Source organism: Streptomyces sp. NPDC028907 (assembly GCF_055564995.1).
This window is the reverse complement of sequence record NZ_JBVHVE010000013.1, coordinates 220,397-237,658: the sequence shown is the minus strand read 5'-3', so window position 1 is coordinate 237,658 and position 17,262 is coordinate 220,397. Positions and strand designations below refer to the sequence as shown.

At 74.3% G+C, this 17,262-nt stretch carries 7 protein-coding genes and 1 pseudogene; 1 reads left to right on the top strand and 7 read right to left on the bottom strand.

The features are described 5' to 3' along the window. Window positions 1-5: 5 nt before the first annotated feature. From ACZ4UU_RS34255 to ACZ4UU_RS34230, 6 genes are read right to left on the bottom strand one after another with little or no spacing between them, the layout of a single operon-like run. Window positions 6-1,121 carry a class I SAM-dependent methyltransferase gene (locus ACZ4UU_RS34255; protein WP_471907269.1) on the bottom strand — a complete coding sequence of 372 codons (1,116 nt, stop codon included), beginning with the start codon at window positions 1,119-1,121 and terminating at the stop codon, window positions 6-8. Next, the gene (locus ACZ4UU_RS34250) at window positions 1,096-2,361 is read right to left on the bottom strand and encodes a glycosyltransferase (protein ID WP_471907268.1); all 1,266 of its coding nucleotides are present in this window, start codon (window positions 2,359-2,361) and stop codon (window positions 1,096-1,098) included. Before ACZ4UU_RS34250 ends, ACZ4UU_RS34255 begins: the two co-directional genes overlap by 26 nt. Continuing rightward, window positions 2,358-3,167 carry an alpha/beta fold hydrolase gene (locus tag ACZ4UU_RS34245; protein WP_471907267.1) on the bottom strand — a complete coding sequence of 270 codons (810 nt, stop codon included), beginning with the start codon at window positions 3,165-3,167 and terminating at the stop codon, window positions 2,358-2,360. The genes ACZ4UU_RS34250 and ACZ4UU_RS34245 overlap by 4 nt, the downstream gene beginning before the upstream one ends. Then, complete coding sequence (locus ACZ4UU_RS34240) at window positions 3,164-3,463, bottom strand: acyl carrier protein (protein WP_471907266.1); 300 nt, start codon at window positions 3,461-3,463, stop codon at window positions 3,164-3,166. The genes ACZ4UU_RS34245 and ACZ4UU_RS34240 overlap by 4 nt, the downstream gene beginning before the upstream one ends. Then, on the bottom strand, window positions 3,460-8,115 hold the full coding sequence (locus tag ACZ4UU_RS34235; protein ID WP_471907265.1) for a beta-ketoacyl synthase N-terminal-like domain-containing protein: 4,656 nt from the start codon (window positions 8,113-8,115) through the stop codon (window positions 3,460-3,462). The genes ACZ4UU_RS34240 and ACZ4UU_RS34235 overlap by 4 nt, the downstream gene beginning before the upstream one ends. A gap of 8 nt (window positions 8,116-8,123) precedes the next feature. Then, on the bottom strand, window positions 8,124-15,002 hold the full coding sequence (locus tag ACZ4UU_RS34230; RefSeq protein WP_471907264.1) for an SDR family NAD(P)-dependent oxidoreductase: 6,879 nt from the start codon (window positions 15,000-15,002) through the stop codon (window positions 8,124-8,126). A gap of 444 nt (window positions 15,003-15,446) precedes the next feature. Between ACZ4UU_RS34230 and ACZ4UU_RS34225 the strand changes: the two are divergent. After that, window positions 15,447-15,584: pseudogene (locus ACZ4UU_RS34225) on the top strand (integrase); the annotation flags it as partial. A gap of 122 nt (window positions 15,585-15,706) precedes the next feature. Here ACZ4UU_RS34225 and ACZ4UU_RS34220 read toward each other — a convergent pair. Next, window positions 15,707-17,236: a helix-turn-helix domain-containing protein gene (locus ACZ4UU_RS34220; RefSeq protein ID WP_471907263.1), complete on the bottom strand. Its 1,530-nt coding sequence runs from the start codon at window positions 17,234-17,236 to the stop codon at window positions 15,707-15,709. Window positions 17,237-17,262: the final 26 nt, after the last annotated feature.

Below are 17,262 nucleotides of genomic sequence, written 5' to 3'. Positions count from 1 at the left end.
GCTGGTCACTCCTCGCGGCGGGCGATCACCCGGAAGGCGTTGGAGAAGCGGCTGCGGCGGATCAGCGGGGCGAGGAGCCGGTCCAGGGCGTACATCGGGAAGCAGAGCGGTATGCCCGCCCAGAAGACCGTCTTGGTGACCGCGGTGCCGAGACGGCCCGGGGGCCGGGGCAGCCAGGGCTCGTCGCGGAACGGCAGCAGCCGCAGCACGTACAGCCCTACGAGCGCGGTGAAGTCCACGGGGATATGGGACTCCTCGCGGTCCGTCGCCACCACCGTGAAGCCCAGCTCGGTGAGGGCCCGGCGCAGGTTCCTCATGGTCACGAAGTGCTGGTGCTGAGGCTGGAACCACGGCAGCCAGTACCGGCCGAAGAGGCGGCCGAAGGGCGACTCCGGGTTGGGTACCTCGATGATCAGGTGGCCGCCGGGGCGGAGCACGGTGTGAACCGCGGCCAGTTGGGCCTGCGGGTCCGTGGTGTGCTCCAGGCAGTGGAACATGCTCACCGCGTCGTACTGGCCGGCGAGTTCGTCCGCGAGGTCGGGCAGAAAGCCCTGGTAGGCCCGCTCGATGCGCCCCGACTGCTGCGCCCCGAGCACATGGGCGCCGATGTCGAGCCCGTCGAAGGCGGTGCCGGGCAGTGCTTCCTTTGCCGCCAGGCAGAAGTCACCGCCCGCCGTGCCGACGTCCAGCCAGCGTTTCGGCCGGGCGTGCCGCCGCATGGCCGCGGCCCGGTCGCGGTTGCGTTTCCTCGCGGCGTCGCTGTCCAGGGCGCCGCCGATCTTCTCGGCGTACAGGCCGTCGTAGAAGTCCCGGTAGTAGAAGTCCAGTCCGGCCGCGCTGAGCTGCGGGTTCTGGAAGGTGTGTCCGCAGTCGCAGCACTGGTCCAGGGTGAAGGTGCCGGGCTTTCGCTGCAGGTGGTCCTTGGTGCGCAGGCGGCGACGCAGCTGCCGCGCGCCGCACCAGGGGCAGTCGGTGCGGCGCGGCTCGAAGAACCGGGCGATGCCGTCGGCCAGCTCTGCCTGGTACGCGGGGCGCAGGCGGGCGACGCGTTCGGCGTCGGAAGCAGGGGGCGGTGGGGCGGGTGTGTCGGGGGTGTCAGGGGGCTGGTTCGTGGTGGCCATGTCCGTGGTCTCCTCTCGTTCCACTCTTCGGCACGGCGGTCGCCCTGCCGGTCGGTCGCTCACCGCGTGACTCCTGCGGCTCCCGTGGCTTCTGTGCCGCGAACTTCTCCAGGTACGCCGCCGCGGCAGCCGCCCCGCCCGCCGCACGGAAGGAGTCCCCGACGCGCCGGGCCGCCGCGCGGTAGGCGGGCCCGTCGAGTACGGCGTCGAGGGCGGCACCGATCCGTCGGCGGTCGGCGCGCCCGAAGCGCACCCGCACTCCGGCGCCGGCGCCGGTGACCTGGCCGGCGATCAGTGGCTGGTCGTCCCGGATGGGCGCGACCACCAGCGGTACGCCGTGCCACAGGCACTCGGCGACGGTGTTCTGCCCGGCGTGGCTGACCATCGCGGACGCCCGGCGCAGGAGCGGCAGTTGGGGGATCCGGGGCAGCACCAGGAGGTCGGCGTCGGACCCTTGGTCGAGTACCCCTCCGGGGTCGGCGACTACCGCCTGCAGCCGCCGCCCGCGCTCCCGCGCGGCGGCCGCGCACTCGGCGAGGAAACGCGCCCCCAGGCCGGTGTTGGCAGTGCCGAGTGAGACCAGGACCGTGGCCCGGTGCTCGTCGAGCCACTCCCAGGGGAAGTCGGCCGCCGGGCGCCGGGTGAACGCCGGACCGACGTACCGCAGCTGCGGCAGCCGAGGGCCCGGGCCCGCGAGTTCGGGGGTGGTGAAGGAGAGCACCAGGTCGGGGGAGAAGCGCGGATCGTGGGTGCACCCCGGGTCGCCGAGGCGGGCGCGCAGCTCCGCGACGAGCCCAGCGGTCCACTGAGCCACCTTCGGCATGCCGTCCAGGGCGTCGCTGAACTCCGCCGGGGTGGTCGACGCGGTGGCGTACGGCACCCCGAGGCGCTCGGCGACGAGGGCACCGGCGAGGGTCTGCTGGTCGGCGACGACGACATCGGGCCGGAACCCCTCGACCGCGCGGCGCACACCGGGCGCCATCGCCCCGGCGAGCGGCACGAGGAACTCCTCCCACAGGAAGCGCAAGGCCGCGGCACCGCGCAGGGCAGCCGGACGTTCCGGGAGCGTGGGCACGTCGCACGGGTACACCTCGGCGTCGGGCCCGGCCAGTTCCCCGACGAACCCGGGCAGTCCGGCCCAGGCGGCCCGGTGCCCGCATCTGGTCAGCTCGGCCGCCACGCTGACCGCCGGGTTGACGTGCCCGACCAGGGGCGGCACGACGAACAGAAAGCGGCTCACGGCGCGACCAGCTCCCGGTGGCCGTCCCGTAGCCAGTCGAGCAGCAGCGGGACGACCGTCTCGGGGGTGCCGACGAGCACGGAGTGCCCGTGCCCGGGCACCGTCACGGTGCGGCAGCGGGGCAGCAGCGATTCCAGCCAGGGCGCCGTGTCGGCCAGGTCGGAGGTGGCGCCGTACACCGCGCAGACCGGCACGTGCAGGCTCTGCCAGGACTCCTCGGCGGGGACGGGGCAGGATGCGATGTCCTCGGCGATGGAGGTGCCGTGCAGCAGCCGGGTGGCCCAGCGCACCAGGCGGGCCTCGTGGCGGCCGTAGGTCTCCTCGATCCACGGCAGGGTGCGCTCGTCGTGGAGCTGGTGGGCGGAGCCGGCCAGGATGCCGCTCATCTTCTTGGCCCAGGCGGCGGTCGGCGGCTCGGACTCGAGCATCAGGATGCCGGCGACCCGCTCGGGGCGGCGCAGTGCGTAGGCGAGGGCGACGGTGCCGCCGAAGGAGTTGCCGATCAGATGGACGGGTCCTTTCAGGGCGAGGGCGTCGAGTAGCGCGTCCAGGTCGCCGCTGAAGTCCTCGACACCGTAGCCGCGCGGCGGGCGGGAGCTGCGGCCGTGGCCGCGCTGGTCGTACATCACGACGTCGTGTCCGGCTGCGGCGAGCGCGGGCGCGATGGTGAAGTAGTAGCTGGTCAGGTTGTCGGTGGCGATGCCGTGCACGAGGACGACCGTCTGGGGCGGGCCCGGTGCCGGGGTGGGTGCGCCGCTCAGCCGCTCCACGTTCAGCCGGATCCCGCCCGCCTCGATCGTGGTCACCGCAGGCACCCCGCGATGTACTGGACGAGTTGTCCGACGGTCAGTCCGATGATGTCGGAGAGTTCGAGCGAGGCGAACCAGGTGGGGAAGTCGACCCGGTCGCCGTAGCGCCCGCCCAGCTCGGCGGTGAGCGTGACCAGGTCGATGGACTCCAGGTCGAGGTCCTCCACGAAGCGGGTGCCGGGGGTGATCGCGGTGTCGTCCAGTTCGAGGTCGTCGAGGACCGTGTGCAGAGCGTCGGTGACCTCGGTGAGGACGGCGGCGTACGCGGGGTCGGTGGTGGCGGGGCTGGTCATGATGGGCTCTCCTCGGTCCAAGCGACGGCGTAGGTACGGGTGGGCAGCCCCGGCGGGTTGGTCACATCGGCGAGCCGGATGCGCCGCAGCCGGCCGGAGGGTGCCCGGACCGTGAGGGCACGGGCGCCGTCTTCGACCTCGACCGCCGTGAAGTCCCGCGGTCGGCCGCCCAGTCCGGTGCCCTCGGCCTTGGCCGCGGCTTCCTTGGCGGCCCAGAACCGGGTCAGCCGGCCGGGGCCGCCGCCGAGCCCGGTGAAGAGCGCCCGCTCGTCCGGGGCGAGGATGGCGTCGTAGGTCGTTTCGGGGCGCTCGACGATCTCCTCGATGTCGATGCCGGTGCCGGTGCCTGGGCTGTCGGCGGCGGGGCGGACGAGTGCGACGGCGGCCTCCCGGCAGTGCGCCAGCGACAGTTCCAGAGGCGGGAGTTCTCTGCCGTGTACGCTCTCGGGGCGCGGTCTGCCGCCAGGGTCGTTGGCGACCCGTATCTCGGCGGGGAAGACGGGGCCCGCGCCGTGCGCCCACAGGTGGCGGCGTACGGCGTCCTTGGCGGCGATCCGGCCGAGCAGCCACTGGCGCCGGCCGCGCGGGGGGTGCTCGGCGTACTGCTCGCGCTCAGGGCCCGCGAGCTGGCTGCGCATGTATATCTCGCGGGATGCGCGGTCGGGCCAGCGTTCGAAGACCAACTGCCAGCCGCCCTCCTGGGTGACCGACAGAGTGTTGTGCTCGGGCCATCGTTTGACCGGATCGACCTCGGGCGGCGAGTCGAAGCGCCGGTCCCGCCAGCCGCGGATCTCGGCCCAGACCTCGCCGTCGCGGGCGAGCTGCGCGTCAGCCACCAGGGCGGTGTCCGTCAGGTTGGTGACCTTGATGTGGCAGTCGAGTGCGGTGCCCTGTTGCGAGGGCGGGCCGTGGAAACGGATCTCCTCGACGCCCGTCGGGAAGACGATGGTGCGGTCGGGGTGCGTGGCCATCAGCCAGTAGCCGAGCAGCTGACCGACGTTGTCGAGAAGCGCGCCGGGCGCGGACGGGGTGGTCAGGACACCGCGGACGTGCCGCTCGCCGAGCGCGCAGATCTCGGTGACGCCGCGGAACCGCGGCCCGTGGAACATCCAGTGGTCGTCGTACATCTGCCGCGCGGACACAGCCGGACGGCTCTCCGGGGCGTCCGCCCGCCACGGCCGTGGGCGGGGCGCGGTGTCGTGCCCGTGGGCGGTCTCGACCGTGGCGCGGGCGTGGCGCCCGAACTCCACGGCGTACCGCCCCTGTCCCTCGGGCCGGGCCGTGACCGTGGCCTCGGTGGGCGGGGCGGCGACGGTCCACTGCAGAAACCGGGCGTCGTGCACGGCCACGGCCCTCCCTGGGCCGGGCACGGCGTCGATCATGTGCTGCACCAGGGTGGTGGCGGGCACCACGGGCCAGCGGTCGGCGATCTCGGGCCAGTGCGCGGGCTGCCGGAAGAAACAGTGGTCGGCGAGGTACGGCATGGTGTCGAGTGCGATGCGCAGGGTGGTGGCGCGGGGGGTGGCGGCAGGCGGCCGCACCCCGGTCGCCGAGGGCGCGGGGGGCGGCGCCGCGGGCGCGGTGCGGCGCGGGGCCGCTGCCGCGGCGAACAGTTCCGCCAGTTCCGCTGCCGTGTCCGCCGTCTCGCCGAGCAGCGAGCGCAGTTCGGCCGCCACGGGGCTCCGCGCGGCCACGGCCGCGAGCCGGTCCGTCCCGGGTGCGGGTGCCTCGCGCAGGGTGCGGCGGAGCCGGTCCCGGGTGGCGGCGTCGAGCGAGACGAGCCCTGAGCCGAGGGTGAGGGGGACGGTGACGGGGGCGGGGACGGCTCGCGGGCTCTCCGTGGCCGTACGGACGGTTTCCGCCGTAGGGTCGGTCTCCGCCGTACGGGCAGGTGCCGCCGTCGACCGAGGCGCGGCCCCCGCCCGCAGCGCCGCGAAGTCCGGCTCGGCACCGTGCGACCAGAGTCCGGCCGCCACCCGGTACAGCTGCGAAAGCCCGCTGTGCCGGGGCCTGTTGGCGCTGAGCGTCAGGCACGCGCGGCTGGTGAGGGTGTCGTCCACGAGAGCCGGCAGCTGGCCCTGGCCCAGCTGTACGAAGGCCCGGAACCCGGCGTCGTACAGGGCCGTGGTGAGCTGCCGGAAGCGGACCGGTTCGAGCAGGTGGCGCAGGAAGAGCGCGCGCGCCGCGGCCTCGTCGGCCGGGAAGGGCGCGGCGGTCGTGGCGGACCAGACGGGCACCCGGGGCGGGTGCAGCGTGAAGCCGCGCGCGGCCTTCTCGATGGAGGTGAGGTACGGGGCGAGCATCGGCGTGTGGAAGCCGGACTCGAAGGGCAGCAGCCGACCGAGCACTCCCGCGCCGCGCAGCCGCCCGGTGAGCGCCTCGACCTGGTCGTGAGGCCCGCAGACGACGGTCTGGTGGGGCGCGTTGTCGTGCGAGACGACGACGTCCGGGTACGCCGCGAGCTCGGCATCCACCTGGTCCGCACCGGTGCCGAACGCGGCGAAGGCGAGCCCTGGGACGCGCAGCGTGGCCGGGTCGAAGTCCCGCAGGAAGGCGTCGACCTCGGCGTCCGCGTACATCCCGCCGACCGCCATCGCCGTCCACTCCCCCACACTGTGCCCGGCCAGCGCGTCCGGCCGGACGCCGATCCGGGCGAGCGCTCCGGCGAGCAGCCGGCCGAGGCCGACGACGGCCGCGCCGTGCCGGGCGACGTCGCCCACGCGGGCGTCCGGCCAGTGCGGCGCCGGCAGGCCGAAGTGGCGGGCGACGTCCTTTGCCCGCGGCTCGAACTCGGCCTCCAGCCCTGGGCAGAGGAAGGCGATCTTCCCGCCGCCCGTGCCGAGCACCGGCCGCGGCGCGCACCAGACGTCGCTCCGGCCGCCCCATGTCCGGGCGCGGGCGACTGCCTTGCGGGCCAGGGCGAGGCGGCGGTCGGTGGGGTCCAGGACGGCGACGCGGGCGCCCCCGGCTCCCCTCGCTCCGCCCTCGGCGGCGGCCGCGCGCAGCTCGGTGTCGTCGGCGTCGAGCAGTTCGGCGAGGTCCTGCGGGGTCGCGGCGGCGAGCCGCAACAGCCGGGGCGGCTCGGCCACTTCGGCACGGTCCGCGCAGGCAGCAGGCCCAGCGCCCGGGCCGCCGGGTGCCGGGGCCGCAGCCGCGATGGCCAGGGCCGATGCCGGTGCGGGAGCCGACGCCGGGGCAGGCGCCCATGCGGGTGCAGGTACGGGCTCCGGTACCGACTCCAGGACGACGTGGGCGTTGATCCCGCCGAAGCCGAAGGCGCTGACCGCGGCACGTCGGACGTCCCCGTCCCAGGGCCGGGCCTGCTGGGCCGGAGCGAAGCGGGTGACGCGGAGCGCCGGGTGCGGGTCGTCGCAGTGCAGGGTCGGCAGGAGCGTGCCGTGGTGCACCGCCAGGGCCGCCTTGACGAGGCCCGCCACACCCGCCGCCGGCATCGTGTGGCCGATCATCGACTTCACGGAGCCGATCACGGCGTCGGGCCCGGCGACCGGGTCCGGCGGCCCGAACACCTCGGCCAGCGCGGCCAGTTCGGCCCGGTCGCCGCCGGGGGTTCCGGTGCCGTGCGCCTCCAGGAGGCCGAGCGACCCCGGTGCCGCCGGGTCGAGCCCCGCCGCCGCCCAGGCGAGCCGGACGGCGCGGGCCTGGCCGCCGGGGTCCGGGTTGACCAGGGAGCCGGCCCGGCCGTCGCCGGCCACGCCGACGCCGCGGACGACGGCGTAGATCCGGTCGCCGTCGCGCCGCGCGTCCGCGAGCCGTTTGAGTACGACCACGCCGGTGCCCTCGCCCATCAGCACGCCGTCCGCGTCCCGGTGGAACGGGCGGATCCGCTGGGACGGCGACAGCGCCCGCAGCCGGCTGAAGACGGACCAGAGCGTGATGTCGTGGCAGTGGTGTACGCCGCCCGCGAGCATCACGTCGCAGCTGCCCGCGGCGAGCGCGCCGACGGCCTGGTCGAGTGCGACGAGCGAGGAGGCGCAGGCCGCGTCCACGGTGTAGGCGGGGCCACGCAGATCGAGCCGGTTGGCGACCCGGGACGCCGCGAAGTTGGGCACGAGGCCGATCACCGACTCGGGGCTCTGCTCCCCGCCGAGCGCGGCCGTGAACGCCATCCGTACCGCTTCGAGCCGCTCGCCGTCCAGCTCGGGCAGTAACTCGTGCAGGGTGCGCACCAGTTGGGCGGACGTACGCATCCGCTGGTCGAGTCGGGCGAGCCCGTCGCTCAGATAACCGCCGCGACCGAGCACGACACCGACCCGGGAGCGGTCTTCGGGCAGTGCGGCCTCCCCCGCGTCGGCGAGCGCGGCCGCGGCGGTGCGCAGTGCGATCAGCTGGTCGGGTTCGGTGCCGGGCACGGAGTCCGGCATGAGTCCGAAGACGGTCGGGTCGAAGGCGGCGAGCGCGTCGAGCCCGTCGACGAAGCCGCCGCGGCGGCAGTAGACGCCATCGAGGCCGCGCCGTCCGTCCGGGTCGTAGTAGGTGTCCGCGTCCCAGCGGGCCTTGGGCACCTCGGAGATGGCGTCAGCGCCGGTGACGAGGTTGTGCCAGAACGCGGCCAGGTCACAGGCGCCGGGCAGGGTCACCGCCATGCCGACGATGGCGACGGGCTGCCGGTGCTGCGGGGCGGTCGGTCGCATCGTGGGGCTCACCGGCCCGACGCCGTCAGGACGACCTCGTCGGTCTCCGGCTCGCCCCAGGCCAGCTCCCGCAGCAGCGCGAGCACGCCCTCCTCCGGGTCGATCAGCTCGATGCCCCGGCGCGCGTACTCCCGGCCCAGCTCAGGGCCGACCATGCCGCCGTGCGCCCCGGCCGGCGCCCACGGGCCCCAGTGCACGGTGACGGTACGGCTGCCGGTGCCGGCGCGCCAGAGGCGGCCGAGGCGGGCGAGTGCGTCGTTGGCGGCGGCGTAGTCGGCCTGGCCGCGGTTGCCGTACACCGCCGCGACGGAGCCGAACATGACGGTGAAGGCGGGCAGTTGGGGAAGTCGCCGGAGAGCCGAGAGCAGTGCGCGGGCGCCGTCCACCTTGGTGCCGTAGACCCGTTCGAAGGAGACGGGGTCCTTCTCGGCGAGCAGCCGGTCCTCGATCACTCCGGCGGCGTGTACGACCCCGTCGATCCGGCCGTACGTCGCGTACGTCTCCTTGACCGCCTGCTGCACGGCCTCCGCGTCCCGCAGGTCGAGTGCCCGGTACCTGGCCCGGCCGCCCGCGTCGTGTACCTCGGCCAGGGTCGCGGCGATCTCGCGGCGGGCCAGGACGCGGCCCGCTTCGCGGTCGATCTCGGCGGTGCTCAGACCGCCCCGGGCGGCGAGCGCCGCACGCAGCGCGGGCAGGTCGGTGGCGTGGGCCAGCTCGTGGTGCCCGCCCGTGCCGTCGTCGAGCGGCGTACGCCCGAGCAGTTCGACCCGGCAGCGTGCGGCGGCGGCAAGGGCGAGGGTGAACCGGGCTGTGATGCCGCGTGCGCCGCCCGCGAGGACGACGACCGACTCCGGGCCGAGCCCGAGTGCCGCGGCTGCGGCGGCGCCGGAGGAGGCGGGCCCGGCGCCGGAGGAGACGGGCGGGCCCAGAGGGCTCTCGTACGGTACTGGGGCGCGGCGGACGCCGCAGGTGCGCAGCACGACGGGCTCCCGGTCGGGCGCCAGCAGTTCCCCGACGAGCGCCTCGGCCTGCTCGGTGGCGGGCTCGTCGGGGTCGAGCTCCACGGTGCGGACCACGGTGTCGGGGTATTCGCGGGCCGCGGTGCGCACGAAGCCGTCGATGCCGCTGGTGTCGTCGGGGAGGCGCGGGCAGAGCAGCCGGCGCGGGCCGCGCAGCAGCAGTTCCTGGAGCACGGTGAGCTTGGCGGGCAGCAGTTGCTGTTCCGCACCCGCGAGAGCGCCCAGGTGCAGCACTCCGTCGACCGGGCCGGTGTGCCCGGCGAGCTGTGCGGTGTCCGGGCCGCCACGGGCGGCGAGCGCGCCGAGTGCGGTGAGCCGGGTGACGAGTGCCCGTGCGAGTGGCGTGTCGTCCGCGACGATCAGGAACCGCTTCCCGCGCAGCTGTACCGCGCCTTCGGCGCCGGGCACGGGCGCCGGGTCGAGCGGGGCGGGCCGCAGCAGATAGCGGCGGGGAACCTGGCCGGTGAGCGGGGCGGGGGACTCCTCGGCCACGGGGGCCGAGGTGGCGAGGGCGGGTGCCGGGTCCGGGTCGGCGAGCGCCTTCGCGCGGGCCCGCAGCCAGTCGGCGATCCCGGCGGCGGTGCGCTCCCGGGTCAGCTCCTCCAGGTCCTCGTCCGGCAACGACCGCAGATCCGCACCCGAGCCCAGCAGCCGCCGTCCCAGCTCCCCGGCGATCTCCGTCCGCTTGATCGAATCCACACTCAGATCCGCCTCCAGATCCGACTCCGCCCCCACCATCTCCACCGGATATCCCGTACGTTCAGCGATCACCGCCAGCACCTCGGCCAGCACATCCACCCCCACCGGAGCGGGAGCGGGGGCCGGAGCCGCAGCGAGAGCGGCCGGAGCCGGGGCCGGAAGGGGTTCGAGGGTCGGCGGAGCCGCCTGCGGCGCGGACGGAGCCCCGAAGTAGCCGAGGAGCACGTCCCGTTGTGCGGCCAGCATCTCCCGGCTGTTGCGCAGGAACTCCCGGAGCAGTTCTTCCCGTTCGCCCATCGTCGTCGCCTCACTGGTCCGCTCTCTGGTCCGCGGGATGCCCGAGATGCGCCGGGCCGGGCGCAGCGCTCCCGGCACCGGCCGGCCGTCCGCCGTGCGTACGAGGTGGCCGTCGACCGTCCAGCCGGGCCGCTCCGGCACGGCGGCCGGGTCGGCGAGTGCCGTGTCGCGTCCGCTGAAGAGCCGTGCGGGCGCCACCGGGACACCGGCCGCGGCGAGCCGGGCCAGGGCCTCGAGGTGGCCGCGCAGGCCCGCGTCGGGGCGGGGTTCGAACGGGACGGCGACGTGCGGCCGGTCGCCGAGGATCTGGCCGACCAGACCGGTGAGCACGGTGCCGGGCCCGCACTCGACGAAGATCCGCGCCCCGGCGTCGTACATCGCCTCGATCTGGTCGGCGAAACGGACGGGGGCGGCGATCTGCTCGGCGAGGCCGGCCCGTACCTGGGCGGGGTCCCCGGCATAGCGGGTGCCGGTGAGATTGGCCCAGACCGGGAACTCGGGGCCGCGCACGGCGTACGCCGTCAGGATCTCGGCGAAGCGGGACACGGCCCCGGCGACCAGCGGGCTGTGGAAGGCGCAGGCGACGGGCAGCGGGCGGACGGCGAACCCGGCGCCGGTGAGCGCGTCGACGGCTTCGGCGACGGCGTCCCTCGGGCCCGAGAGCACGCTCTGCGCGGGCGCGTTGTGGTTGGCGACGACGACCCGCTCGGCCAGGCCTGCCCCGGCGAGCACCCGGGTCACCTGCTCGGCGGAGGCCACGGCGGCGGCCATGGTGCCCGGATCGGGCCCCTGTGCGCGGGTCGCGGCGAGGATCGCCTCGGCCCGCTCCCGGCTGAGGCCACCGAGCGTGTCGGGGTCGAGGGCGCCCGCGGCGCAGAGCGCGACGAGTTCGCCGTAGGAGTGCCCTGCGGCCATGTCGGGGCGGACACCGACCGCGATGAGGGTGTCGTACGCGGCGAGGCCGACCGCCCCGAGCGCGGGCTGGGCGTGGCGGGTGTCGGTGAGCCGGGCGACCTGTGCGGCGCGTTCGGCGGCGTCGAAGGCGGCGGGCGGGAAGAGGGCGGCGGCCGGGGCGTGGTACAGGTGGCGGCCGAGTTCGGGGAAGGCGGTGAACAGCTCGGCGAACATGCCGGGGCGCTGGCTGCCCTGGCCGGGGAAGAGGAACGCCACCTTGCCACCGTCGTTGCTTTCGCCGTCGCCGTCGGCCGCCCCGGCGGGGGCGCCTTTGGCCGGGAACACTCCGCTTCTCCCGGGCGTGCCGTCGAGTAGGTCCCGTATCAGGTGCGGGAGTTCGGTGACGGACTCGGCGACCACGGCACCGAGGAGCGGGCCCGGTCCGGTCTCCGCGCGCTGTGCGGCGGTACGCGCCAGGTCCCGCAGCCGCCAGTGGCCGCTCGCCGCGAGGCCGGCGAGTTCCTCGGCCGCTGCGCGGGTGCGGAAGACGAACAACTCGGCGGGCCAGACGTCGTGGCTCTGGCGCGGCGGCGCTCCGGCGTCGGCGTGGGCCCGCAGCACCACGTGGAAGTTGGTGCCGCCGAATCCGAAGGCGCTCACCCCGGCGACGCGGCGGGCGGCGGGCTCGGCCCAGGGCCGGGCCTCGCTGTGGAAGACGAATGGGCTGTCCGGGCCGGTCCAGACGGGGTTGGGCACGTCGATGTGCAGGGTGGGCGGGCGCACCCCGGTATGCAGGGCGAGCGCGGTCTTGATCAGTCCGGCGAGACCGGCGGCGCACTTGGTGTGCCCGATCTGGGACTTGACGGAGCCCACGACGCAGCCGCCGGGCGCGGCCCCGGCCTCCTCGAACAGCCGGGTGAGCGTGCTGAGTTCGGTGCGGTCGCCGACGACGGTGCCGGTGCCGTGGGCCTCGATCAGGCCGACCTCGGCGGGCGAGACGCGGGCCTGCGCGTAGGCGCGTTCCAGGGCGGCGCGCTGGCCCTCGGGGCGGGGCGCGGTCAGGCCGAGGGAGCGGCCGTCGCTGGCGCTGCCGACGCCCTCGATGACGGCGTAGATCCGGTCGCCGTCCCGCTCGGCGTCGGCGCGGCGCTTGAGTACGAGACAGGCGACGCCCTCGCCGAGTGCGATGCCGTCGGCGGCCGCGTCGAACGTGCGGCAGCGGCCGGTGGGCGACAGCGCGTGCGCGGAGGAGAAGAGCAGGTAGTCGTTGATGCCGTTGTGCAGGTCGGCGCCGCCGCACAGGGCCACGTCGGCGGCACCGCAGGCCAGTTCCTTGCAGGCTGCGTCGACGGCGGCCAGGGAGGAGGCGCAGGCGGCGTCGACGGTGTAGTTGGCGCCGCCGAGGTCGAGCCGGTTGGCGATCCGGCCGGCGATGACGTTGGCGAGCATGCCGGGGAAGGAGTCCTCGGTGAGTTTCGGGAGCTGCTCCTCCAGGTCCTCGGGAAGGCGGCCGACGTACGAGGGCAGGACGCTGCGCAGCGTCGCGGCGCCGGAGATGTCGCTGCCCGCCTCGGCACCGAAGACGACGCAGGTGCGCTCGCGCGGGAAGGCCCGGCGGTCGAGCCCGGCGTCGGCGAGCGCCCGCCTGGCCGCCTCCAGGGCGAGGAGCTGGACGGGTTCGATGGCGGCCAGGGAGGCGGGCGGGATTCCGTAGGCCAGCGGGTCGAAGGGGATCGGAGGCAGGAAACCGCCCCACTTGGACGCGGACACGTCGTCCGCCTCGGCGTCCGCGCCGAAGTGCAGCGCGGGATCCCAGCGGGTGTCCGGGACCTCGGTGATCGCGTCGGCCCCGGCGAGCACCTGGGCCCAGTAGGCGGGCAGGTCGGCGGCGCCGGGGAACATGCCGGCCATGCCGACGACGGCGATGTCGAGCGGTTCGGGAGCGGGGGCTGGGTTCCGCGCGGGTACCGTACCGTCCGCGTCGCGGACGTCAGCGGCGAGTTCGGCGGTGCGGCGCCCGTAGAAGTCGGCGGCCCCGTCGGTGACCGCGTGGTGCAGGGCGGCGACGGTGGTGACGGCGGAGCGGAGCACGGCGACCTCGCCGGCCATGAACATGCCCGCTTCGCGCTGGCGCTCCTCGTCGACGTCGAGTAGCTCGTCGCTGACCCGCTCGACGCCCTTGCTGGCGATGCGCAGGCGGCCGACGTTGAGCCGCTCCAGCTCCTGCCAGACCTGCCGCTCGGGTATCCCCTGAGTCCGCAGCTCGTCCTTGACCCCCTGGTACGTGTGGCTGAACGCGCTGGGCAGGCAGCGGATGGTGTGGCCGGGCGCGGTGTGCAGGAGCGTGGTCGACCTGGCGTCCAAGGCCGCGCGCTGGAACAGCGGCCGGATGGCGCCGCACTCGACGGCCTCCTCGGTGAAGAGGTAGCCGGTGCCCATCAGAACGCCGACGACGGCACCGCGGGTGGTGAGCGGAGCGGCGAGCGCGGCGACCATGGCGGCGGAGCGCTCGTCGTGGATGCCGCCCGCGAACAGCACCTGTACGTCCTGTGGGTCGGCGGCGTCACCGCCATCGGTGTGACCGTCGTCGGCCGCCGCGTCGAGGAAGTCCTCCAGGACGGCCAGTTGCGCCTCCCAGAGCGGGAAGCTGTTGCGCGGCCCGATGTGCCCCCCGCACTCGGCGCCCTCGAAGACGAAGCGCCGGACGCCGGCCGCCAGGAACTGGCCGAGCAGCCCGGGCGACGGCACGTGCAGAAAGGTACGGATGCTCTCGGCCTCCAGAGCGGCCGCCTGGGAGGGACGGCCGCCCGCGATGACGGCGTGGCTGGGGCGCAGCTCACGGACGGCCTCCAGTTGGGCGGTGCGTATCTCTTCCGGAACGAAGCCGAGGATGCCGACGCCCCAGGAGCGGTCGCCGAGCGCGGACTTGGTCTGCTCGAGCAGGGTGCGGGTCTGCTCGGGCCCGGCCAGGGCGAGCGCGACGAACGGCAGTCCGCCGCCGTCCGCGACGGCCGCCGCGAACCGCGCCTGGTCGCTGACCCGGGTCATCGGGCCCTGGACGACCGGCAGCGCGGTGCCGAGCGCCCGGCACATCGGCGAGCCGCCGCGCAGCACGGCGCCGTCGTCCGCCACGGCGGCGTCGATGCCCTCCGTGACGGCGGCGAGGGCGCGGTCCACGGTGCCGTACCGCTCGGCGAACCGGGCGGCGAGAAAGGCATCCTGGCCCAGCGGCAGGGGCCGGTCGCGCAGGACGGCCGGGAGGCCGGGGCGGCTCCGGTCGAGCACCCGGCAGCCGTCGACGACGACGGTCTCGGTGCCGTCGGCGGCGCGCAGCAGACCGGCGGCCGCGGGGGCCGTACCGGCCTCGTCGAGCAGTGCGAGCTGGATGTCCAGTACGACTCCGCGGGCGCCCGCGAGTACGGCGGCGGCCGCGGTGTGCGGCCCGATGCCCCCGCAGGCCCACACGGGCAGGTCGGCCGGTACAGCGCCGAGTACGCGCTGGAGCAGCACGAAGGTGGAGTGTTCGCCGCAGGGGCCGCCGGACTCCTCGCCGCGCACGACGAGCCCGGTGACACCGTCGGCCACGGCCCGGACGGCCTCGTCGGTGCCGCGGACCTCGGCGAGCACGGCGGGGTCCGCGGCGGCGGCGCGGGCGGCGGCCCGGACCCCGGCGACGGTCCAGGGCGCGTCGGGGGCGAGGAGCACGGTGCACGGTCCGGCTGCGGCCGGGTCCGCGGTGCGACGCGTTCCGGCAGGCGCCGGGGCCCACAGCTCTCCGGGGCGCAGCGCACAGTCGGCGGGGACCCGCACGCCGTGGCGGCCGGGGGCCCACTGCCGCAAGAGGGTCAGGGCCTCGCGGGCGGCGCGGGCGCCCGGGCCGAGGTCGAGGACACCGGACCCACCGGCCCGGCAGACGGCGGCGACGAGGCGGGGGTCCGGTGCACCCAACGGGCTGACGCCGATAACGGTGTGCGTCATGGGGGGAGGCTCCTCTGTGCGATCGGGGGGGTGTGCGATCGGGACGAGCAGATTCGGCGCACGCCACGCGTTTTGGAGCTGATGGCCCGTCAGATACTAATGGGTAGTCAGTTATCTGGCTGCACCCCCGACACCGATCAGCGAACAGGAACCGCAACGAGCCGGACCCGGTCGCCGCAGAGCTCGGCCATGTCGTTGATGTCCGAAATCGGCATGACCACCGGCCGGGACTGTCGTCCGAGGACACTTCGATAGCACTGGCACCGCTGGCCCCCATGGCTGCGACGCGATCCCGGTCACCTGTGAATCCGGGTGCGGCCCTCCTCGTCCGTCAGCCGACGGGCCCGTACCGGCCTGGCCATCACAGGACTCCTTCCACGACGAAGTGGCAGGTCCTGCACCTGACCGGAAACCGAGATCGTCACACCCCGACCCGGCCTGTAGGAGGCCGGCGAGTCGGTGGTCTCCCTGGCCCGGTGGCTCGGCCACTCGGACCCCGGGTTCACGCTCCGGAAATACGCGCACTTCCTGCCCCGCGCGGGTGCACGCGGCAGTGCCGCCATCGACGCGGTCTTCGGGTAGCCCGGACGACCGGCAGAAACCCGGTCCTGGTCCAAAGTCCCAGGGAAGTCCCAGAGGTGCCGCCGCACCCCCTCCAGACCAGCATCAGTGCAGGTCAGGCAGGGTGTGGCGGCATCCGTCATTCAGATGTCCCGGAAGATCTCGATCTGCGCCCCGATAGAGTTCAGCCGCTCGGCCAGGTCCTCGTAACCCCGGTTGATGACATACACGTTGCGGAGCACGGACGTCCCCTCCGCCGCCATCATCGCCAGCAGGACGACCACGGCGGGCCGCAGTGCCGGTGGGCACATCATCTCGGCGGCGCGCCAGCGGGTGGGGCCCTCGACCAGGACGCGGTGCGGGTCCAGCAACTGGAGGCGGCCGCCGAGGCGGTTGAGGTCGGTGAGGTAGATGGCCCGGTTGTCGTAGACCCAGTCGTGGATGAGGGTCTTGCCGGAGGCGACGGCCGCGATGGCGGCGAAGAACGGGACGTTGTCGATGTTCAGGCCCGGGAAGGGCATGGGATGGATCTTGTCGATCGGCGCCTCCAGCTTGGAGGGGCGGACCGTCAGGTCGACCAGGCGCGTACGGCCGTTGTCCGCGAAGTACTCGGGCGTACGGTCGTGGTCGAGGCCCATCTCCTCCAGGACCGCCAGCTCGATCTCCAGGAACTCGATGGGGACGCGACGCACCGTCAGTTCCGACTCCGTCACCACCGCGGCGGCCAGCAGGCTCATCGCCTCGACCGGGTCCTCGGAGGGGGAGTAGTCGACGTCCACGTCGATGTCCGGTACGCCGTGGACGGTGAGCGTCGTCGTGCCGATGCCCTCGACGCGGACGCCGAGCGTCTCCAGGAAGAAGCAGAGGTCCTGGACCATGTAGTTGGAGGAGGCGTTGCGGATGACGGTGACGCCGTCGTGCCGCGCGGCGGCCAGCAGCGCGTTCTCGGTGACCGTGTCGCCGCGCTCGGTCAGCACGATCGGGCGGTCGGGGCAGATGGCGCGGTCGACCACCGCGTGGTACTGGCCCTCCGTCGCCGCGACGTCCAGGCCGAAGCGGCGCAGGGCGATCATGTGCGGCTCGATGGTCCGGGTGCCGAGGTCGCAGCCGCCGGCGTAGGGCAGCTTGAAGTGGTCCATACGGTGCAGCAGCGGCCCGAGGAACATGATGATCGAGCGGGTGCGGACGGCGGCCTCCGCGTCGATCGCCGCCATGTTCAGCTCGGCCGGCGGCACGATCTCCAGGTCGACGCCGTCGTTGATCCAACGGGTGCGCACGCCGATGGAGTTGAGCACCTCCAGGAGGCGGTAGACCTCCTCGATGCGGGCGACCCGGCGCAGCACCGTGCGCCCCTTGTTGAGCAGCGAGGCGCACAGCAGGGCCACACAGGCGTTCTTGCTGGTCTTGACATCGATGGAACCGGACAGCCGACGTCCGCCGACAACACGCAGATGCATCGGACCGGCGTAGCCGAGGGACACGATCTCGCTGTCCAGGGCTTCGCCGATACGGGCGATCATCTCAAGGCTGATGTTCTGGTTGCCGCGCTCGATGCGGTTGACGGCGCTCTGGGAGGTGCCGAGCGCCTCGGCCAGCTGCGTCTGTGTCCAGCCACGGTGTTGCCGGGCGTCACGGATGAGCTTGCCGATGCGTACGAGGTAATCGTCTGCCATGGGATTGAGGTTATCTCAGATATGAG